Source organism: Zobellella sp. An-6 (assembly GCF_052487945.1).
Map to the genome: position 1 here is coordinate 1373389 of NZ_CP199259.1, position 21651 is coordinate 1395039.

17 protein-coding genes and 1 tRNA gene are annotated in these 21651 nt (G+C 50.3%); 16 read left to right on the plus strand and 2 right to left on the minus strand.

Annotated elements, in window-relative coordinates:
* The first annotated feature begins 249 nt into the window (after nucleotides 1–249).
* From ACT7DK_RS06375 to ACT7DK_RS06445, 15 genes are all read left to right on the plus strand, one after another.
* A tRNA-Gly gene (locus ACT7DK_RS06375) sits at nucleotides 250–323 on the plus strand.
* A gap of 411 nt (nucleotides 324–734) precedes the next feature.
* Nucleotides 735–1451, plus strand: coding sequence for a hypothetical protein (locus ACT7DK_RS06380; protein WP_445397432.1), 717 nt, complete (start codon nucleotides 735–737; stop codon nucleotides 1449–1451).
* A gap of 185 nt (nucleotides 1452–1636) precedes the next feature.
* Nucleotides 1637–2947: a UDP-N-acetyl-D-glucosamine 6-dehydrogenase gene (gene wbpA / locus ACT7DK_RS06385; RefSeq protein ID WP_445397434.1), complete on the plus strand. Its 1311-nt coding sequence runs from the start codon at nucleotides 1637–1639 to the stop codon at nucleotides 2945–2947.
* 29 nt (nucleotides 2948–2976) lie between these two features.
* Nucleotides 2977–3927 (plus strand): Gfo/Idh/MocA family protein, encoded by a 951-nt coding sequence (locus tag ACT7DK_RS06390; RefSeq protein ID WP_445397436.1) that lies wholly within the window; start codon nucleotides 2977–2979, stop codon nucleotides 3925–3927.
* A complete protein-coding gene (locus tag ACT7DK_RS06395; protein WP_445397438.1) occupies nucleotides 3920–4504 on the plus strand; it encodes an acyltransferase in 585 nt (194 codons plus the stop codon). The genes ACT7DK_RS06390 and ACT7DK_RS06395 overlap by 8 nt, the downstream gene beginning before the upstream one ends.
* Nucleotides 4504–5601, plus strand: coding sequence for a DegT/DnrJ/EryC1/StrS family aminotransferase (locus tag ACT7DK_RS06400; RefSeq protein WP_445397440.1), 1098 nt, complete (start codon nucleotides 4504–4506; stop codon nucleotides 5599–5601). Before ACT7DK_RS06395 ends, ACT7DK_RS06400 begins: the two co-directional genes overlap by 1 nt.
* A 154-nt stretch (nucleotides 5602–5755) precedes the next feature.
* Complete coding sequence (locus ACT7DK_RS06405; RefSeq protein ID WP_445397442.1) at nucleotides 5756–7630, plus strand: acyltransferase family protein; 1875 nt, start codon at nucleotides 5756–5758, stop codon at nucleotides 7628–7630.
* A 300-nt stretch (nucleotides 7631–7930) separates the two neighbouring features.
* Nucleotides 7931–9214, plus strand: a complete 1284-nt coding sequence (locus ACT7DK_RS06410; RefSeq protein WP_445397444.1) for a lipopolysaccharide biosynthesis protein — start codon at nucleotides 7931–7933, stop codon at nucleotides 9212–9214.
* Between the two features lie 433 nt (nucleotides 9215–9647).
* Complete coding sequence (locus ACT7DK_RS06415) at nucleotides 9648–10541, plus strand: hypothetical protein (protein WP_445397446.1); 894 nt, start codon at nucleotides 9648–9650, stop codon at nucleotides 10539–10541.
* Nucleotides 10542–10557: 16 nt separating this feature from the next.
* A complete protein-coding gene (locus ACT7DK_RS06420) occupies nucleotides 10558–11664 on the plus strand; it encodes a glycosyltransferase family 4 protein (RefSeq protein WP_445397448.1) in 1107 nt (368 codons plus the stop codon).
* 448 nt (nucleotides 11665–12112) lie between these two features.
* A complete protein-coding gene (locus ACT7DK_RS06425) occupies nucleotides 12113–13369 on the plus strand; it encodes a glycosyltransferase family 4 protein (RefSeq protein ID WP_445397450.1) in 1257 nt (418 codons plus the stop codon).
* A gap of 41 nt (nucleotides 13370–13410) precedes the next feature.
* On the plus strand, nucleotides 13411–14010 hold the full coding sequence (locus ACT7DK_RS06430; protein WP_445397452.1) for a sugar transferase: 600 nt from the start codon (nucleotides 13411–13413) through the stop codon (nucleotides 14008–14010).
* On the plus strand, nucleotides 13949–14647 hold the full coding sequence (locus tag ACT7DK_RS06435) for an acetyltransferase (protein WP_445397454.1): 699 nt from the start codon (nucleotides 13949–13951) through the stop codon (nucleotides 14645–14647). The genes ACT7DK_RS06430 and ACT7DK_RS06435 overlap by 62 nt, the downstream gene beginning before the upstream one ends.
* Nucleotides 14641–15816 (plus strand): DegT/DnrJ/EryC1/StrS family aminotransferase, encoded by a 1176-nt coding sequence (locus ACT7DK_RS06440; protein ID WP_445397456.1) that lies wholly within the window; start codon nucleotides 14641–14643, stop codon nucleotides 15814–15816. Before ACT7DK_RS06435 ends, ACT7DK_RS06440 begins: the two co-directional genes overlap by 7 nt.
* 13 nt (nucleotides 15817–15829) lie before the next feature.
* Nucleotides 15830–17794, plus strand: coding sequence for a polysaccharide biosynthesis protein (locus ACT7DK_RS06445; RefSeq protein WP_445397458.1), 1965 nt, complete (start codon nucleotides 15830–15832; stop codon nucleotides 17792–17794).
* A 294-nt stretch (nucleotides 17795–18088) separates the two neighbouring features.
* Here ACT7DK_RS06445 and ACT7DK_RS06450 read toward each other — a convergent pair whose 3' ends face one another.
* Entirely contained in the window at nucleotides 18089–19267 is a 1179-nt protein-coding gene (locus tag ACT7DK_RS06450) for an O-antigen ligase family protein (protein WP_445397460.1), read from the minus strand.
* A 54-nt stretch (nucleotides 19268–19321) separates the two neighbouring features.
* On the minus strand, nucleotides 19322–20071 hold the full coding sequence (locus ACT7DK_RS06455; protein ID WP_445397462.1) for a glycosyltransferase family 25 protein: 750 nt from the start codon (nucleotides 20069–20071) through the stop codon (nucleotides 19322–19324).
* Nucleotides 20072–20276: 205 nt separating this feature from the next.
* Between ACT7DK_RS06455 and ACT7DK_RS06460 the strand changes: the two genes are divergently transcribed.
* Nucleotides 20277–21641 carry an MBL fold metallo-hydrolase RNA specificity domain-containing protein gene (locus tag ACT7DK_RS06460; RefSeq protein WP_445397464.1) on the plus strand — a complete coding sequence of 455 codons (1365 nt, stop codon included), beginning with the start codon at nucleotides 20277–20279 and terminating at the stop codon, nucleotides 21639–21641.
* Nucleotides 21642–21651 lie beyond the last annotated feature (10 nt).

The window sequence follows — 21651 nt, forward strand, 5'->3', positions numbered from 1 at the left end:
TTCTGCACCATGGTGACAAGGCTGCCAATGGTCGGGCGCAAGGGGGAGGCGTGGAGAGTGCAGCGGTGAATATATTCGAACGGTGCCCTCGACCGCTCCTGTCGCAAAAAAACACTGCCCTCGTGCCCGCAAGCCGGCACCGGACAAAACCCGTCCCCATCATCGCTCACTCCTTGCGCAATCAACCACTTGGGGGATTGCCCATTACACAAAACCAGTTATAGTGGAGTCCTGCAAGCACGCCTTCTTGCGGGTGTAGTTCAATGGTAGAACGGCAGCTTCCCAAGCTGCATACGAGGGTTCGATTCCCTTCACCCGCTCCAAATATTTGAAAAACAGCCTTTTTATTCTCCTAATTACAGTGCTTATATTTTCCATTAAATAATTCCTATTTGATTTTGATATTAATTCTCATTTCTGAATCGTGCCCCCGAGTGCAGCGCAGCAGCCAAAATTGCCTGATATCCAAGGTTTTATCACTTCAATAATTTCAGTACACTTGCCCGCAATTTCTGATTTGCAGCCCGGACAATTCGCAGAATGCAACGAAAGTGCAGTCTGGCATAGGCCTAAACTGAGTCCCTTTGTTGGCCTAGGCGATTGTCGGCAACACCGGCAGCACTGCTGCCGGCCGGGCTGCACCGCCGGCCGTGGGGGATTGGCCTATGCAACCCTACGGGCGGTAGCGTGCCTGACGTAAAAATCCTTGTCTAAAACCAACCCAGAAGAAACCCATGAACAAGCAGCAACTCCCGCAAGATGCCCAGTTCTCCCAGCCTTATCCGCCGTATCAGTACCGTGATGATGAGATCTCTCTGATCGACCTGGCCAAAATACTGGTCAGGCGTCGCAACTGGATGTTTGCAACCTTTATTGCAGTTTTTTCTGCCTCCTTGCTGGTAGCCTGGCTGAAGCGGCCACAGCCGGTGGATAATAGCAAGGTGGCTTTTACTACTCTTTTTGCGGTAGGTTATAAAACCCCAACGGTATTTATAGAACCGTTAAGCAGCATTAAAACTCAGCTGGAATCCGCCTTTATACCGGTTGCATCCGAGGGTAAACCCTTTAGTGCAAGGGTTGAAATAGAAAATCGACGCAATGTCAGCGAGGATGGTAACAATATCGTCAAGTTGATAACACTTGCTTCGTTGGACCAGAAAGAACAAGTTGCTGCATACCATAACGCAATCACTGAACCACTGCTGGCGCGCCATAATCAGTTGGCGGAATTGCTACAAGAGCAGTTAATGTCATCGGCTGAAGTAAGTAAAAGTATCCAACCTTTAAACTCATCCGTTGCTTCCAGTGCACAGCCTCTGCCATTATCCCCCCAGAAAGATAAGAGTAAGCTGATAGTGGCTGCCGGTATTTTTCTTGCGTCAATATTGGCCATCATGATGGCCTTTATTCGAGAGTTTTTAGGCCGATTACGCTCCAGCCTGAATGATTGAAAAACTATTCCAAATTGCAGAAGCTAATGTAAATAGCTGATCCTAATGGTATTGGGTGTCGCTGCTCTAGCGATGGAGAGAGCTGAAGGCATTTGATGATAATTGCTTTTCATAAAGGCGCTCACTTCATCTTGGAACTAAAAATTTAATGCTTTATGTTTAATGATAAGTAGACAGGAATCAATATGTCACAATCTCAAATAACCATTTCCAGACTGAATGGCAGGGAAGCTGTTATAGGTATACTGGGCCTCGGCTATGTAGGTCTACCGCTCATGCTGCGCTATAATGCCATCGGTTACAAAGTGCTGGGCCTGGATATCGACCAGGAAAAAGTTGCAAAACTGAACAGTGGAAAAAGCTATATTGAGCATATTCCCTCGAAGCATATTGAAAATGCGCGCGAGTCAGGCTTTAGCGCTACTACCGATTTCAGCCGGGCCGCCGAGTGCGATGCCCTGATCATGTGCGTGCCTACCCCGCTCAACAAATATCGCGAACCGGACATGAGCTTTGTTATCAGCACCATTGAAGCGGTCAAACCCTATCTGCGGGCTGGCCAGGTGGTGTCGCTGGAAAGTACCACTTATCCCGGTACCACCGAAGAAGAGCTGCTGCCGCGGGTAGAGGAAAACGGCCTGAAAGTGGGTGAGAACATTTTTCTGGTGTATTCCCCCGAGCGGGAAGATCCGGGCAACCCCGACTTCGAAACCCGCACCATTCCCAAGGTGATCGGTGGCCATACCCCGGCCTGTCTGCAAGTGGGTATCGCTCTTTATGAGCAGGCCATCGACAAGGTGGTGCCGGTCAGCTCCACCAAGGCGGCGGAAATGACCAAGCTGCTGGAAAACATTCACCGTGCGGTAAACATTGGCCTGGTCAACGAAATGAAGATAGTGGCCGACCGTATGGGCATCGATATCTTTGAAGTGGTGGACGCCGCCGCCACCAAGCCCTTTGGCTTCACCGCCTACTACCCCGGCCCGGGCCTGGGTGGCCACTGCATTCCCATCGATCCCTTCTACCTGACCTGGAAGGCGCGGGAATACGGCCTGCATACCCGTTTTATCGAGCTCTCCGGTGAAGTAAACCGTGCCATGCCCGAGTATGTGGTCAATAAATTGATGGATGGCCTGAACGACCACGGCAAGGCATTGAAAGGCAGCAAGGTATTGGTATTGGGCATTGCCTACAAGAAAAACGTGGACGACATGCGCGAGTCTCCCTCCGTGGAGATCATGGAGTTGATTGAAGCCAAGGGTGCCCGGGTAGCCTATAGCGATCCTCATGTACCGGTATTCCCCAAAATGCGCGAACACCACTTTGACCTTTGCAGCGAGCCGCTGACCGCCGAGAATCTGGCCAGCTTCGATGCCGTGGTGCTGGCCACCGATCACGACAAGTTCAACTATGAACTGATCAGCCAGCATGCACGCCTGGTCATCGACAGCCGTGGCAAATATCGCACGCCGGCTGAACATATCATCAAGGCCTGATCTTCAGTCGCCAGATATAAAGGAACATCATGAAAAAGTTTGGCCTTGTCGGCGCCGCCGGTTACATCGCCCCCCGTCACCTCAAAGCCATCAAGGAAACCGGCCATGAACTGGTGGTGGCCATGGACGTCAACGACTCCGTGGGCATTATGGACAGCCACTTTCCCAATGCCGAGTTTTTCACCGAATTTGAGCAGTTTTCCGCCTTTGTGGAGGATCTCAAACTGAAAGGCGAAAAACTGGACTACATCGCCATCTGCTCACCCAATTACCTGCACCTGCCACACATGAAGTTTGCCCTGCAGAACGGCATTGATGTGATTTGCGAAAAACCGCTGGTGCTGAACGAGGCGGATCTGGATGTGCTCAATCGCTATGAACAACAGTATGGCGCCAAAGTCAATTCCATCCTGCAGTTGCGTTTACACCCTTCGATTATCGCCCTGCGCGACAAAGTACAGTCTGCCCCGCCCGGCAAGGTGTTCGACGTTGACCTCACCTACCTGACTTCACGTGGCAAGTGGTATCTGAAATCCTGGAAAGGCTTCGATGAAAAGTCCGGCGGCGTGGCCACCAACATCGGCGTGCACTTTTACGACATGCTGCATTTTATTTTTGGTGACATTGTCAAAAACGAAGTGCACTACCGGGATGAGAAAACCGCCTCCGGCTATCTGGAGTATCAGCGGGCCCGGGTGCGCTGGTTCCTGTCCATCGATGCCGGTCACCTGCCGGCCAACGCCGTGCAGGGTGAAAAGCTGACCTACCGCAGTATCACCATCGAAGGGGAAGAGCTGGAGTTCTCCGGCGGGTTCACCGATTTGCATACCCAAAGCTACCAGCGCATTCTGCAGCACGAAGGCTACGGCGTGGAGGAGAACCGGGCGGCCATCGCCACTGTGGAAGTGATCCGCAAGGCCGCCATTACCCAGGAGCCGGCCGCCACTCATCCGCTGCTGAGCAAGGTGAAGCATGGCTGATTTTTACCGGCATGAAAGCGCCATTGTGGACGAGGGTGCCCGCATCGGCGAAGGCAGCCGCATCTGGCACTTTGTGCATGTGTGCGGCGGTGCCGTCATCGGCAAGGGCGTGTCGTTGGGGCAGAACGTGTTCGTGGGCAACAAGGTCACCATTGGTGACCGTTGCAAAATTCAGAATAACGTCTCGGTATACGACAACGTCCACCTGGAAGAAGGCGTGTTCTGTGGTCCCAGCATGGTGTTTACCAATGTCTACAACCCCCGCTCACTGATAGAACGCAAGGATGAATACCGCAATACCCTGGTAAAAATGGGTGCCACCCTGGGCGCCAACTGCACCATCGTTTGCGGCGTGACCATCGGCGAGTTCTCCTTTGTGGGCGCCGGCGCCGTAGTCAACAAGGATGTACCGGCCTATGGACTGATGGTGGGCGTGCCAGCCCGGCAGATTGGCTGGATGAGCGAATACGGCGAGCAGCTCGATTTGCCTCTCCAGGGAGAAGGGGAAGCCGTGTGCAGCCACACCGGTGATATCTATCAACTGCACAACAACAAGCTGATCAAGGTTAGCGCATAATGCAATTTATCGATCTCGCGGCCCAGCAGGCCCGTATTAAAGACAAGATAGACGCCAATATTCAAAAGGTACTGGCCCATGGCCAGTACATACTGGGGCCGGAAGTGGCCGAGCTGGAAGAGCAGCTGGCGATGTTTACGGGGGCCAAATACTGCATTACCGTGGCCAACGGCACCGATGCGTTGCAGATAGCCCAGATGGCGCTGGGCATCGGGCCCGGTGACGAGGTCATTACCCCCGGTTTTACCTACATTGCCACCGCCGAAACCGTCGCCCTGCTGGGGGCCAAGCCGGTGTATGTGGATATCGATCCTCGTACATATAACCTTGACCCCTCCAAGCTGGAAGCCGCCATCACGGCCAACACCAAGGCAATTATTCCGGTGTCGCTTTATGGCCAGTGTGCCGACTTTGATGCCATCAACGCCATTGCCAATAAATACGGCATTCCGGTCATTGAGGATGCCGCCCAGAGCTTTGGCGCCAGTTACAAGGGCAAAAAGTCCTGCAACCTGAGCACCATTGCCTGCACCAGTTTTTTCCCGAGCAAGCCACTGGGCTGCTACGGGGATGGCGGAGCCATCTTCACCAACGATGACGAGCTGGCCAAGGTGATACGGCAGATTGCCCGCCATGGCCAGGACCGGCGCTACCACCATGTTCGCGTTGGCGTGAACAGCAGATTGGATACCCTGCAGGCTGCGATACTGCTGCCCAAGCTGGACATCCTGAGCGACGAAATAAGCCTTCGTAATGCCGTGGCCAAGCGTTATTCGCTGTTGTTGGAAGAGGCCGGTATCAAGACAATGCCTGTGATAGAGGCGGAGAATATTAGCGCATGGGCGCAATACACCATTCGTGTCGAAGACCGTAGTAGCCTGCAGCGGTCCCTGAACGCTGCCGGTGTCCCCACCGCCGTTCACTACCCTATTCCGCTGAACAAGCAACCTGCCGTTGCAGATCGGCACGCTGATTTGCCCGTGGGAGACGAAGTGGCAGAGCAGGTGATGAGCTTGCCGATGCACCCGTATCTGTCGGAAAGGGTACAAGTTGACATCACCCGAGCAGTGCTGGCAGGTATCGGGAAAGGAACGTGAACCAGACAAGGTGTATATTTATTCAGTACGGTAGAGTACTAAAACTACTGACGCTGGTGTTAATTGCGCTTGCAGCAGGATGGTTGCTTAGCATGGGTGCGCCATATTCTATTCGTCATTTTCATAACTCCCTTTTTGCTTGTATCCGCCATTGATGATACCGGCATCCTTTCGTAACGATATCCAGGGCTTGCGAGCCCTGGCTGTTATCTCGGTCATCTTGTTCCACTACGATACGGCTCTGCTACCCGGCGGTTTCGTTGGTGTGGATATATTCCTGGTGATTTCTGGGTATTTGATTACTCAAATCCTATTATCGCGCAAGGCAGCAGAGCATTATCGGTTAATCCCGACACTCGGCGGCTTTTACCTTAGCCGCATCAAGCGCATTGTCCCAGCCTATTACACCATGATAGTGATGGTGTCGGTATGTGCTGCGGTATTGTTCATCGAGTCGGATTTCGATATCTATGCAGAGGGGCTTCGCCAAGCCCTCTATTTCAACAGCAACAGTTATTTTGCCGGTTTTGGGGACTACTTTGCTCCGGCAACGCATGAGCAGCCTTTGTTACACAGCTGGTCCCTCGCTGTTGAAATGCAGTTCTATCTGTTTTTTCCCCTGCTGATTCTATTACTGCCGTTGAAATGGGCACAGTGGCTGCTTCCGGTTGCGTTGATTGCCTCGCTGGGAGTATCCGAGTACATGCTGCGAGTAGAATCCGAAGAGCAAAGTACCTACTATGCACTCTACGCCCGGACACCTGGGTTCCTGGTGGGGGCAGCCATCGCATTATTCGGTATTGGAAAACGCTGGACACCACGCCAAGCCAGCGGTCTTTGGATCTGTGGTTTTCTGCTCATTCTGGCAAGTGTTTTGCTGGTAAGTGGTCCTTTTCCTGGTTTAATGGTGTTACCGCCAATTCTTGGTGCGGCACTGATGATTGCAGCGACTAATTCGAACCTTAGTCGCTGTCTCACCTGGGCTCCATTGATCTGGTTGGGGACATTGTCCTACTCACTATACCTTTGGCATTGGCCGGTTCTGGCCCTGATCCGGTATTACAGCGGTGAGCAGAACCTAAATATGATAGCCAGTCTGAGCTTCATTATACTCACCTTGCTACTATCGCTCATTTCCTACTACTGTATTGAAAGTCGCTTTCATGGCCGTCGAGTCAATCAGAAACGGGTCATATCCTTACCTCGCAGTGTGATCTTCTCTCTAGCTGCTCTGAGTGTGGTTGCCATTGCCTGTCAGCAGATAACCAAAGTGGTCAATGAGGCTTTGTCGCCTCCACCTTTGGCTATTGAATATCGCCGTTATGCCGATCCTGCCACTATCTGTCATGGGAAGATCCTATATGAATGTCTGCGTGGTGACTCTGCAAGTAATCACGAAGTTCTGGTGATCGGTGATTCCCACGCTGCGATGCTGAATCATTTCTTTGACCTGTTGGGCCAAGAGTTGGGATTCAAGGCCCGTATCATTACCGCCAGTAGCTGTATTACCATGCCGGGCTTCGATTACCAGCGACTACCTAGATGGGCTCAGCAACCTTGTGTTCACCAGATAACCGAGGCAAGGAAATACATAGAGAACACGAATATGATTTTCATGGCTGGGATGTGGAGTTACCAAACCCAGAGTGAGGATTTCAATAAGGCTTTAGAAATTTTCCTAGGTGATATGGAGCAGCAGGATATACAGGTTTACCTGTTACCACAGGTTGTTCAGTTTGACAAAAGTCCTCTGCGGGCCAGGCGTTTTCAACATTTAGGGCTACCAGATCAAGTGAAACAAGGTACAGCCTGGCTAGAGGCCAATATTCACCTGGCCAGCATTGCTCAGCGTTACCCGAATGTAACCTATCTGGATCTGGAAAAACTGGATCTCTTTGAAGAGGCGCCATTTTACAACAATGAATTGATCTATTTCGACGAGCATCACCTTAACGAAGTGGGTGCAAAACTTTACGTACAGATGGCTCGTGAAGGTGTTGCAGCATCAATTCTTTCAGGGCAACAGTGATATCTAAAATTAATATTAGAATGATAGTTTTCGACTCGATGTATATTAACCTGGCGACAGATACAACCTACCACGAGGTTAATAAACTTGTCAGTGTACCAAAAAATTGAAGGTAAGGGGAATATCTATTTCTGTTCATGCCATACCAAACAAAAATAAACTTACGATGCAAGGCGAAAAAGCTAAACTTTTAGTTGTCGATTAAGGTGGACGAGAGAATGATGAATCTGTCTATGTACCTCTATCTGCAAAGAGTTAGCAGATAAAAGTTATCAACAATATATTAAGATTATAAAAAATATGCTGAATCGTTTTCGAGCCGCTGCAGTACAACTAGTAGTGCCAAAGAGCAGTTTTTTTCGTAATGTAGGCATGCTCGTAGGTGGGACTGCTTTTTCTCAAGGACTGGTAGTGTTAATGCTCCCAATCCTTACTCGTCTTTACAGTCCGGAAGATTTCTCGCTTTTGGCTGTATATATGGCCATATTAGGCCTGGTTACTGTCATCTCATGTTTGCGATTCAATTTGGCAATTCCCATACCAGAAGATGATGAAGAAGCAATTAATTTGTTGGTGTTATCTCTTGTTTCAACATTTATTTTCTCATTTTTTATTTTTTTAATTATTTTTTTGATCCCTGACTTTGTCATACTTATGCTTGAGCAACCTAATATAGAACCATACCTCTGGATGGTTCCACTTGGGGTGTTTCTAGCCTCCAGTTATAACGCTGTGCAATATTGGAGTTCTCGAAAAAAGAAATTTTCATTAGTGGCCAAGACAAGAATGACTCAGGCTTTAGGTGGTACAGGTTTTCAGCTAGGTAGTGGTTTTTTTTCCACATCTCCATTTGGTCTTATCTTCGGGCATATGATCTATGGCGGACTTGGTACTGTTGGTTTACTTCGATCACTTTATAAAAACGATAAAAATGTATTTCGTTCAATAAATACAAATAGTTTGATTTCGGCTTTTTGTAAGTATCGCCACTATCCAATATATTCTGTACCTGAATCGTTGTTTAATACTGCCAGCGTTCAACTTCCAATTTTAATTATTGCTTCAATTGCAGCAGGTCCAGAGGCCGGTTTTTTGATGTTGGCCATGCGCGTAATGGGTATGCCTATGACATTAATAGGAAGTTCTATTTCTCAAGTCTTTTTGTCAGATGCTTCACAAAAATTTAGGGATGGTGATTTAAAAAAATTCACTTACCGGATTATATGGAATGTTTTTAAAATTGGTGGATTTCCAATTATTATTTTTGGCGTTCTTTCACCATGGTTATTTCCATGGGTTTTTGGAGATGAGTGGTCAAGAGCGGGAGAAATCGTAGCTTGGGCAACCCCGTGGTTTTTACTTCAACTTATAACATCTCCTATATCATCAGTCTTGCATATTCTTGGGAAAATTCATTGGTCTATGTGGCTGCAGTTTTGCGGATTTTTTTTTCGTGTTGGGGTTGTTGTTATTATATCATGGTTTGACAAGGATCTTGTTGTTGAGGCATTTTCATTATCTGGGTTTGTTTTTTATTTGAGTTATTTTTTTGTTATAGTGAAGGCTGCTCAGTCTGTAAAATAAAAACTAACTTCAGTTTTTCGGATGCCGCCTTTTAGTATGATCCCTTTGTCTCTTTTTGATGTTTATGTTGATGAACTCGAAGATTATTAAGTTTTTTTTAGCGCTATTTTTTTACTTGTTGTTGTCTGTTGTCTATGTGTACTATATAAGTCCTTTATATGGCTATAGCGGATTCGCACTGAGTCCAGCTGTTGGCAAGATCATTCTGTCAATCTTTTCTATTTTAATATTCTGCTTTCTATCAAAAGATGAAAATATCTTGGGGTGGTATCATTGCCTAGTACTTTCTTTAATATTGATACCATCGATGGTGCTATATTCTTTTAGTGTTTCATCGTTTTCGTTTTTTGTTGCTACATTATTATGCTGTGCTGTGGTTATGTTCTTTTCATCTATTGATATAAAGAAAACACCTAGACTATGCTGTTTTAAAGTGAATGATCTGCTTAAGGTTGCTTCTTTTTTAGCTTTGTTGTACTTGGTCAGTATAGTACTTCAGGGGGGGGGGAAGTATTTGAATTTTGATATTTCATTAGTTTATGATCTCAGAAGTGCATCTGCTGATAATTTAAATCCTATATATAGTTATATATCTCCGATTGTTGGGAAGGTTATTGTTCCTCTAATTATTGTTATCTCTGTAATTTATAAAAAATGGTTTTATACCATTTTAGGTGTTGTCTTTTCAGTTTTGATCTTTGGGTTTACTGCTCATAAGTCGCCACTTTTCTACCCTTTAGTTATTGTCTCTGTTTATTTTTTATCCAAAGGAAATATGAGCAGGTATATTCTCCTGGGGTGTGTGTGTTTGGTGTCTATAAGTCTTGTCGATTTCTTTTTGTCTGATCACGATAATGGTGAATTAGCATGGCTAGGTAGCTTGTTTTCTCGAAGAGCAATTATGGTGCCTGTTCTACTGAATAGCTATTATGTTGATTTTTTTATGAGTAATCCTGTTTATTATTGGTCTGACAGTAAATTCTCCTTTGGTTTGGTTGAATCACCCTATGTATTGAGATCAGTTAACTTGATCGGTGATGTCTACTTTTCAAGATCAGAAATGTCAGCTAATGCTGGATGGATAGGGAGTGGTTTTGCTAATGCATCTTGGTTTGGGGCTTTTATTTATTCTTTTTTTGTTGGGGTTGTTTTATCTTTCTTTTGTGCCATTGGAAGAAAGATAGGTGAGCGTTTTGTTTTTTCTTCATCATTAGTGGTTGTGATAGCCGTCCTTCAATCCACTGACCTGACAACATCATTGCTTACTCATGGTTTGTTGTTTTTAATTATTGTATATCTGGTTATTCCAAGAGGAGTGTTAAAGTGAGTGTGAGAATATTGTTATGAATGTAATCCATATGACATCAGTTCATCCTCGCTATGATACTCGAATCCTTTTAAAGGAATGCAAATCTCTTGCTAAGAGGGGCTATGGTGTTTCTCTAATCGTAGCTGATGGAAAAGGTTATGAGGAGAATGATGGCGTTAAAATTCACGATGTTGGAGGCTCGAGAGGTCGGCTGGATCGTATTAAAAATGCCCCTGCTAGGGTCTTTAAGAAGGCATTGGAACTAAATGCTGAAATTTATCACTTGCATGATCCTGAGCTTATTCCCATTGGACTTAAACTGAAAAAGTGTGGCAAGAAAGTTATCTTTGATGCCCATGAAGATGTACCAAAGCAGCTGTTGGCTAAACCTTATCTAAATAAGTCTGCTAAATGGTTGCTGTCTAAATTTTTTTCAGTGTATGAACGTTGGGCTTGCCGCAGGCTGGATGCTGTGATTGCAGCTACGCCTTATATTCGCGACAAGTTTATATCGATGGGCATACACTCAGTAGATATCAATAACTATCCACTGCTTGGTGAGCTTTCTGTAGATGAAGTTGACTGGTCTAAAAAGCGGGGGCAGGTGACTTACGTTGGTGGGCTGGGACGCGTACGAGGCATACATGAAATGGTGAAGGCTATGGCTTTGACGAAATCGGGTGTTAGCTTAGCTCTGGGTGGTAATTTCAGTGAGGAACAGTTTGAAGCTACTGTCCGTGCCGAAGACGGCTGGGAAAAAGTTGACTTTCGTGGTTGGTTAAATCGCGATGGTGTCAGAAAATCATTACACGAATCTGTTGTTGGCTTAGTCACGTTACATCCTATTATTAATTATCTGGATGCTCTGCCAGTAAAAATGTTCGAGTACATGGCTGCTGGCTTGCCTGTAATTGCTTCCGATTTTCCCCTTTGGAAGAAAATCATTGAGGGTAATCAATGCGGCTTTTGCGTCGATCCAATGGATCCAAAAATGATTGCCGAAATGATTGATTACTTGGCAACTCACCCTGAAGAAGCGGAACAGATGGGGCGAAATGGCCAGAAGGCAGTTCAGGAAATGTATAATTGGTCAATTGAAGAGAGAAAGTTGTTCGATTTTTATCGTTCACTTACTAAATAAATTATATCCTCGCATTAGCAATAATATTGTCGCAAGATCCAGATTCTGCTCATGGTTAACTTTATCGAGTTTTAGCTGATTAAGCTGCCGGACTGTGTCAGGCCGGTACTTATTAATAAATGTGCAGAAAGGAAGCTTCTTCGGTAAGCTCTGTGTGACTTGACTGTGTGTGAATAAGTCGAGTGGATTGAGTTGGTCGAAGAAGGAGTATTACCCTACGGGTAATCCATGTCTGGTAAATATGGTTCTAAAGTAATGCTATGTGATTACTACTTTTTAGCCAATGTAAAGCACTTCTGAATCATAAATTTCTGGTTGTGTTGATATTAGAACTACTGAGATGGTGTTTGAAATCTATTGTGATCATAAATTCGTGGGTGATCTAGAAATATTTCAGTTACAAGACATCTAGAACTGTAGTTGATGTATTAATTCATGAGGTTTTGCTTTGAAAATAATTTATTTGCATCAGTATTTTAATACGCCTGAAATGTCTGGTGGAACAAGATCTTATGAAATGGCCCGACGCATGGTATCTGCAGGACATGAGGTTCATCTGATTACCAGTGATCGAGCGATTAATAAAAAACCTGTTGGTTGGTATACTACTAACGAATCAGGTGTTAACGTGCATTGGTATCCTGTGCCATATTCTAACCATATGAGTTATCGTCAGCGAATTTATGCTTTTTTTGCGTTTGCTTTAGCTTCAAGAAGAAAAGCTGCAGAGCTGGATGGTGATGTCATTTTTGCTACAAGTACGCCCCTTACTATCGCTCTGCCAGCAGTATCAGCAGCAAGAAAGAAAAAAATACCAATGGTATTTGAAGTGCGTGATCTTTGGCCTGAAATGCCCATTGCTATAGGTGCACTTAGAAATCCAATGTTATGTTTTCTAGCTCGAAAACTTGAAGTTTGGGCATATAACAACTCGTCTGCAGTGGTTGCTCTTTCACCGGGTATGAAAGAAGGAGTGGTCTGTGCTGGATATTCTGCGGAAAGGATTGCAGTAATACCAAATGGTAGTGATAATGTGGAGTTTAAGTTTGATGCTAAGGCGGCTGAAAGATTTAAAAATGAGAGAGCTTGGTTAGATGATAAACCCTTGCTGGTCTATACGGGTACATTCGGAAAGGTTAATGGCGTGGGGTATATGATAGACCTTGCCGAGGAGCTTTTGGCTATAGAGTCTGATATTCGTATTTTGCTTATAGGTGATGGTGCTGAGTGGGAGTGTTTAGTAAATGCAGCAAAGCGTAAAGGAGTTTTTGAGAATAATTTATTTATTGAAAAGTCATTGCCTAAAAAGGATATGTCTGCTTTGTTAGGGGCTGCAACGATGGCGTCAAATCTTGTGATTGATTTACCTCAGGCAAGAGCTAACTCTGCTAATAAATTTTTTGATACGTTAGCGGCAGGAAAGCCAATATTATTAAATCATGGGGGTTGGATGCATGACCTAGTTCAGTTACGAGAGTGCGGGCTGACCATGTGGCAGCGATCTATCTCTGATGTTGCAGTGGAGCTTGAGCGAAAAATGCATGATGTAAATTGGTTGGCTAGTGCCGGAGCTGCAGCACGAAAGCTTGCAGAGGACTACTTTGACCGGGATGTTCTGGCAAATCAGTTGATGTCTGTGCTGGAGGTCGTTGCTGAGGGTGATGTAGATAAAGTGGAATCTATTGCACCAGGTCTCTATTTGTAAAGAAACATGGTTTATAATGTTGTAGTGATAATGGGTTAAATATGCTGAAGCGTATTTTTGATATTTTTTTATCTGCACTTTGTGTTTTTTTTCTATTTCCTGTTGTCGTGATCGTCGCTTTCTTAATCCAAAAAAAACTGGGCTCTCCGGTTTTTTTTCGTCAGGTTCGACCGGGCAAGGATGGTAAACCTTTTGAAATGATTAAATTCCGCACCATGCGCGATGCAGTGGACGAGCAGGGCAACCTGCTGCCGGATGCCGAGCGCCTTACTCCCTTTGGTCAGTTTTTGCGCTCCACCAGCTTGGACGAGCTGCCGGAGCTGTGGAATGTGCTGAAAGGCGATATGAGCTTGGTGGGGCCGCGCCCGTTGCTGATGGAATATTTACCGCTTTACAGCGCCGAGCAATATCGCCGCCACGAAGCTCGCCCCGGCGTTACCGGCTGGGCGCAAATCAATGGCCGCAATGCCCTAAGCTGGGAAGACAAGTTCAAACTGGATGTATGGTATGTAGACAACCAGTCGTTGTGGCTGGACATTAAAATCCTGTTTTTAACCGTTAAAAAGGTGCTGGTGCGCGATGGTATCTCCGCCGCTGGCGAAGCGACCATGGCCAAGTTTACCGGTAGCAAAAGTGAATAAGCTCGCTCTGCTGGGGGCCAGTGGCCATGGCAAGGTGGTGGCCGATATGGCCGAACTGCTGGGCTGGCAACACATTGACTTTTTTGATGATGCCTGGCCGCGAATAACCCAAAACGGCCCTTGGCCGGTAGTAGGCAACACCGCCGCCCTGTTGGCTTACCTGTCAGAGTACCAAGGGGTGGTGGTGGCGATTGGCAACAACGCCATTCGCCTGGCCAAGCTGGCCGAGCTAAGGGAAAAAGGCGCGAGCTTGGTCAGCCTGGTGCATCCGGCGGCAGTGATAAGCCGCCACGCTTCCTTGGAGATGGGCACCGTGGTGATGGCCGGCGCCGTTATCAACACCGGCTCTCAAGTGGGCGAGGGTTGTATTATCAACACCAACGCCAGTGTGGATCACGACTGTGTGCTGGCGTCGGGAGTGCACATCAGCCCTGGGGCCAGCCTGGCCGGTGGGGTGATGGTGGGGCAGGGAAGCTGGGTGGGCATTGGCGCCTGCGTGCGTCAGCTTGTTGCCATTGGCCAGGGCGTGGTGGTGGGGGCCGGAGCCGTGGTGGTGACACCCGTTAACGATTTTCAAACCGTGGTCGGCAATCCGGCCAAGACAATAACAAAGAATCATCAGGATAATCCATGCTGAACACCGCCTTTTCTCCCTGGCCTTCGTTTACCGAAGAAGAGGCCAATGCCGTAAGCCGGATACTGCTTTCCAACAAGGTCAACTACTGGACCGGGCAAGAGTGCCGTGAGTTTGAAAAAGAGTTTGCCACTTGGGCTGGATGCGATTATGCGGTGGCGCTGGCCAACGGCACCCTGGCGCTGGACGTGGCGCTAAAGGCGCTGGGTGTAGGCCAGGGAGATGATGTTATCGTTACCCCGCGCACCTTTTTGGCCTCGGCTTCCAGCATTGTTACCGCTGGCGCCAACCCGGTGTTTGCGGATGTAGACCTCAACAGCCAAAACATTACCGCCGAGAGTATTGCCGCCGTGCTAACCTCGGCCACCAAGGCGGTGGTGGTGGTGCACCTGGCCGGTATGCCGGCGGAAATGGACCCCATTATGCAGCTTTCCGAGAAGCACGGTTTTTATGTAATTGAAGACTGTGCCCAGGCTCATGGCGCCCAATACAAGGGGCGTCCGGTGGGTAGTATTGGCCATGTGGGCGCCTGGTCGTTCTGCCAGGACAAGATCATGACCACTGGGGGCGAGGGGGGCATGGTTACTACCAACGACGAAGCGCTATGGCGAAAAATGTGGAGCTACAAGGATCACGGCAAGAGCTATGAAGCAGTCTATGAGCGGGCTCATCCGCCCGGTTTCCGCTGGCTACACGAAAGCTTTGGTACCAACTGGCGCATGATGGAAATGCAGGCGGTGATCGGTCGTATTCAACTTAAGCGCATGCAGGATTGGACTTTTTCCCGCCAAGCCAACGCCGCCCGCATTGAGGGTGTTGCTGCTGGCTTCAAGGTAGTACGGCGGGTAGAGGTACCGGAATACATCCTGCATGCGGAATACAAACACTATCTGTTTGTTAACCCCGAACAATTGGCTGAGGGCTGGAGCCGGGATCGGATAGTGGATGAAATTGTGGCGCGGGGTGTTCCCTGCTACCAGGGCAGCTGCTCCGAGGTGTATCTTGAAAAGGCCTTTGATGGAACTCCATGGCGGCCGGCTCAACCTTTGCCTAATGCCAAACTGCTGGGCGAAACCAGTCTGATGTTTTTGGTTCATCCCACACTTACTGAAGCGGAAATCAATAAAACCTGCTCAGTACTAAAGGACGTGCTGACACAAGCGCAAGCCTGATAGGGAGGTCTGGATGAATAATGTAGTGGGATGGTTATTTCAGCAACCCCGTTCGGTTAAGCGGCTGATAAGCCTGCTGTTGGACTCGCTGTTTATTACCCTGGCTTTCTGGGCAGCCTATGTCGTAAGGCTGGACAGTTCCTACCTGCTGGGCTCTTACAAGCACTGGCTGATGCTGGCCACCATGCTGCCGGTAACGCTGTTTTGTTTTATCAAGCTGGGCTTATATCGGGCAGTGCTGCGCTACCTGGGTCACCATGCCACCATGGCCATGCTCACCGGTGTTGCCGTGTCGGCGGTTACCATGGTGCTGGCGGCCTATTATTTCAGCGCCTTTCTGCCGCGCTCCGTACCGGTGATCTACGCGGCTTTTGCTCTGTTGTTGTGCGGTGGCGCCCGTACCATGGCGCGGGCCCTGTATAACCAGAGCACCAAGCGGCTTAAAACACCGGTCATCATCTATGGGGCCGGGGCTGCGGGTCGCCAGTTGAACACCTCCTTGATGCATGGTAATGAATATCGTGCCGTTGCTTTTGTGGACGACAGCCCCAAACTGCACAAGGCCATGCTGCAGGGGTTAACCGTGTATCCTCCTTCCGATATCGCCTGGCTGATGGAGCGCCATAATGCGGAAAAGCTGTTGCTGGCCATGCCCAGCATCTCCCGCCAGCGGCGACGAGACATCGTGGAAAGATTGGAAGAGTTACCACTGGAGATCCTGACCATCCCTGGTATGGCCGATTTGGTGAGTGGCCAGGCAAAAGTGAACGAACTGCATGAGGTAAGCATCGAGGATCTGCTGGGGCGGGATCCGGTCGAGCCTTTTCCCGAGCTGATTGCGGCCAATATCAAGGGCAAGGTGGTCATGGTGACCGGGGCTGGTGGCTCCATTGGCTCCGAGCTGTGCCGGCAAATCGTGCAGCAGCAACCCGCCACCCTGGTGCTGTTCGAGTTGTCGGAATATGCCCTCTACCAGATAGATCAGGAGCTTAACGGTCTGTGTCGGGAAGGGGGGTATCCGTTGCGAATCGTACCTATCATGGCTTCGGTGCAGCGGCAAAACCGGCTGGAAGCGGTGATGCGTGCCTTCGGCGTGCAAACCGTGTATCACGCTGCTGCCTGCAAACACGTGCCCCTGGTGGAATACAACGTGGTGGAAGGGGTGCGCAATAATGTATTCGGCACCTGGCGTGCGGCCGAGGCGGCCATCAATTGCGGGGTGGAAACCTTTGTGCTGATCTCCACCGACAAGGCGGTAAGGCCCACCAACGTGATGGGCACTACCAAGCGCCTGGCCGAGCTGGTGCTGCAGGGGCTGGCCCTGCGCCAGACCCACACCCGTTTTTGCATGGTTCGTTTCGGCAACGTACTGGGTTCAAGCGGCTCGGTAGTGCCGCTGTTTAAAAAGCAAATTCGCGCCGGCGGCCCCGTTACCCTTACCCACCAGGAGATCACCCGTTATTTTATGACCATACCCGAGGCCGCCCAGCTGGTGATCCAGGCCGGCGCCATGGGCCGGGGAGGGGACGTCTTTGTGCTGGACATGGGCGAACCGGTCAGGATTATCGACCTGGCCCGTAAAATGATCCGCCTGATGGGATATGAAGTTAAAGACGAGCAGCACCCGCACGGTGATATTGAAATCAAGATAACCGGCTTGCGCCCAGGGGAGAAGTTGTATGAAGAGCTGCTGATCGGTGGTCACGAGCGGCAGACTCTGCATCCCCGTATTCGTACTGCCAATGAAGTGCATCTGTCTTGGCCTGAAGTGCAAGAACTCTTGGAGGCACTAAATGAAGCCTGTGAGCGATACGATCAGACGAAAATTCGTGAATTGCTGTTAAGCGCTCCGGCCGCGTTCAACCCCCAGGATGGCATCTGTGATCTGGTATGGAGGCAAAATACCCAGTCCGGCGGGCCACAGCAGGAGGATGTTTCCACTTCCCCTGTGGTGGTTAATGCCGTGGCTTTACATTGAACCGCTGCCGTATGCGGATCCCGTTAAATAACTGATCCTAATATAGTGCTACATCGACCGGGCCCCGCACGCAGACACGCCGTGAACCCATCCCTGGGGGCTCCGCCGCGCCATCCCTGGCGCGGAGGGTCTGCTTAGCGGAACCCGGTCGTTGCCGACAGTGATCTACTCTTCGGAACAGCTATTTAACCTGTTACCGAGCCGGCGTTGTGGCAGCTATGGCCTTGCCGCCGCGACTCGGTTTATATGGCGATGATTCCGCTGCTGAGCCTTCGCGTACCTTGGCGAGAATGGCTATGAAACCGCTTTTGGTGAAGGTATAAGCAGCAGTATGCCCAGCAGCAGGCTGTAAACATAGACCAGGTGGGTATGGTGAAAGGGCACATCGGTTAGGCCTGCCACCAGGATCAGGCTCAGAGTGCTGGTGCTGATATTCCTTGCCAGGGTACCGTGTTTGGTAAAGAGTTGTGTGGCCGGCAGCGCCGTCCAGGCCAGCAGTAGCAGAAGGCCGGCAAGGCCGGTACGCACCAGCGTGTCGATATACTGGTTATGAAAATGCACATCGGCCAGTGGCGCGGCTCTTGCGGTTATGTCCCCTTCCACCACGTCTTCTTCTATTAAGTCGGGGTAGTGCTGGGAACCAATGCCAAGCAGGGGCGCCTGGCCGACATAGTCCAGGCCCCGCTCCCACAGCTGCAGTCGGATACCGATGGAGGTATTCAGATTATCGGCAGTTATCTGTCTGAGTTCAGCCAGGGTTTGCTTGTAACGGTTATACACTCGATCATCCAGAGTGTAAGTGCTGGCACCGGCCAGCACGATAACGCCAATCATGGTGAAAATGGCGGCTCTCGTCTTCCAGCGCGACATGGAGATGATTGCGGTAATCACCAGCGCCACCAGCACACCAAGCCAGATCCCCCGGGTTCCGCTCAGGATAACGGCAATAATGGCCCCGGTGGCACCCAAAAAGTACAGGGCCCTGTCTCTGGAACTGACCGTACTGCTGCTGAGCAGGGCGCATAGGCAGGCTAACAGTATGATGGCGGCAAAAGTAGCATAGGGAATGGGGTTGGCCGCCAGTGTACCTGCTCTGGATATGCCCCTGAGCATTACCTCGTAAACAGCACCGGCTCCCACGACCATGCCGCTGAGGGCGCAGAGCCGAGTAAGGGTGGATAGGGTGAACTGTTGCCAGGGCACCACTAGCAGGTAGAGCAACACGGCCAGCAGGGTGCGGGTAAAGCTGAACGATTCCCCCCGCATCAGGTGCTGTATGGTCAGAAACAGCAGCAGCAGTCCGCTTATCACGGCAAAGCGCTTGAACTCGGGCCTGGCCAGGTTGAGGCGCCACTGTCCCTTGAAGCGTACCAGACAGTAAACGACCACCAGCGGTATCAGCCGGCTGAGCACCGCCTTGCCACCGGGCACGTTAAAAATTCCCAGCAGGGTCCATATCAGGGGGCTGAGCAAAAAAATGCTTTCTCCCCGGCTGATCAAAGTGGCTTTTTTGATTCTGAACATTTGTTAGCCCGATGCTTTAAGGCTTTTTTTGATTTTTTTATTGTGTAAATAACGTTTTAGTTTGCGGTACGCCGAATACAGCTCACGACTCGGCTTGCGGTAAAACGGAGTTTTTTCTCTCTCGTAAAATTGAATGGTTGTTTCGAAGGCGTCGGTGTTTTCTACAAAATTTGGGTGCAGATGGTAAGACTCCATGCCATGTGTAAAGGCGTCACCAAGGTAGTTGTCTACCGGTAACGACCAGCGTTGGGAAGCACTCAATAGTTTTTGGGCTGCCCAGGGCGCTATGGCATAGGCACGCAAACCACCAAAATTGTCGCTCATCCAGCTGATGCGATAGTCGTCGCCCTGCTCCATGGTGACGGTTTCGCCTCTTAGCACGCTTTCCATGCGCAAAAAGCCGTAGTTGTCGATTTTTTGGCTGGCCAGTTCAAGCGTACCGGCCGCATTGGGCTGAAGTTGGGCATCGTCTTCCAGCACGACTAGCGCCTGGTTCATCTCCACGCACTTTTGCCACAGCGAATAGTGGCTGGCATAGCAGCCAATTTCACCGTTGGTGGGCATTTTGCCGCTGGTCAGCCAGAGCCGCTTGGCGTAGTTGTAGCGCTTTAACAGCGGGTTGTGCTTATCGCTGCCGTCAATCGCATCAAAGAACTCGAATGAGACTCCTTCTCGTGCAAACTGGGCGCTGATGTACTCACGTCTGTCTTGGCTGCGTTTGAGGCTTATTACAAAAACTGGTACTGGTGTCATGAGTTCATCGGGATCTGAAAAGTCGCCGCATGTTACCAGATAACGTCGTCGATTTTTAGTGCTAATCGGTCATGCCGAGCCAGGTGGGATGCCGCTTCTGGGGCAGGGGATCAAGGTCATTGCGCAGGGGCCGCTTGATAGCGCCCGCAGCCCCGGAATTTTGGTTTATAGTTAGCCTCAATTGGGTTCTTAAGCCGGGGGCGCGATGATCGAGGTACTGCACCACGGGGCGGTGAAGGGGGTCACCGGCTCTTGCCACGAGTTGCGGGTGAATGACGCCGGCATCCTGATCGACTGCGGCCTGTTCCAGGGGGCGGAGGCCGGGGCCAGCCCGGCCATCGACTTCGACATCGGCCATATCCGGGCGCTGGTGGTCACCCATGTGCATATCGACCACGTCGGCCGCCTGCCTTATTTGCTGGGGGCCGGCTTCAAGGGGCCCATTTACTGCTCCCGGCCATCGGCCCTGCTGCTGCCGGCCATGCTGGAAGATGCCCTCAATATCGGTTTCACCCGTGACAAGGCGCTGGTGCGGCGGGTGCTGGCCTTGCTGGAATCGCGTCTGGTGCCCTTGCCCTATGGCCAGTGGCAGGCGATGCCCGATTGTGCGGTGCGGATAAGGTTGCAGCGAGCCGGCCATATTCTGGGTTCGGCCTATGTGGAATGCGAGGCGGAGGGGCGACGGCTGGTATTCAGCGGCGATCTGGGGGCGCCCCATTCTCCCTTGCTGGTGGCGCCAAGGCCGCCGGAAGCCTGCGATCTGCTGGTGCTGGAAAGCACCTATGGCGACAAGAACCACGAAAGCCGGCAGCACCGCCGGCTGCGGCTTAAGGCGGCCATAGAGCATGCCCTGGCCGACGGCGGCACCCTGCTGATCCCGGCCTTCAGCCTGGGCCGAACCCAGGATATCTTGTATGAGCTGGAGAGCCTGATCGCCGAATTCGGCACCGAGGCGGCCGCCCCCGGCCTGCCCTGGAACCAGCTGGAGGTGGTGGTGGACTCGCCCCTGGCGGCCAACTTCACCGCCCTTTACCGCAAGCTCAAGCCGTTCTGGAATGACGAAGCCCAGGCCCTGCTGGCCAAGGGCCGTCATCCGCTTTCCTTCGAGCAGCTGACGGTGGTGGACAGTCACCGGGATCATCTCAACGCCGTGGGCTATCTGGCACGCTCGCACCGACCCTGTGTGGTGCTGGCGGGCTCGGGCATGTGCGCCGGCGGACGGGTGGTGAACTACCTCAAGGCACTGCTGAGCGAGGCCCGCAACGACATTCTGTTTGTGGGCTATCAGGCCGAGGGCACGCCGGGACGCGCCATTCTGGACTACGGCCCCCAAGGCGGCTGGGTGGAGCTGGATGGAGAACGTTACCATATCAGGGCCCGGGTGCATCAGGTCAGCGGTTATTCGGCCCATGCGGGGCAGCAGGATTTGCTGGATTTTGCGGTCGGCATAGTGCCGCCGCCCGGGGAAATCCGTCTGATCCACGGGGAGGAACAGGCCAAAAGGGCACTGAAACAAAAGCTGGAGGAGAGCTTGCCGAACACCAGGGTGGTGATTGCACGTCGGGGGTAACAAAAAGCCC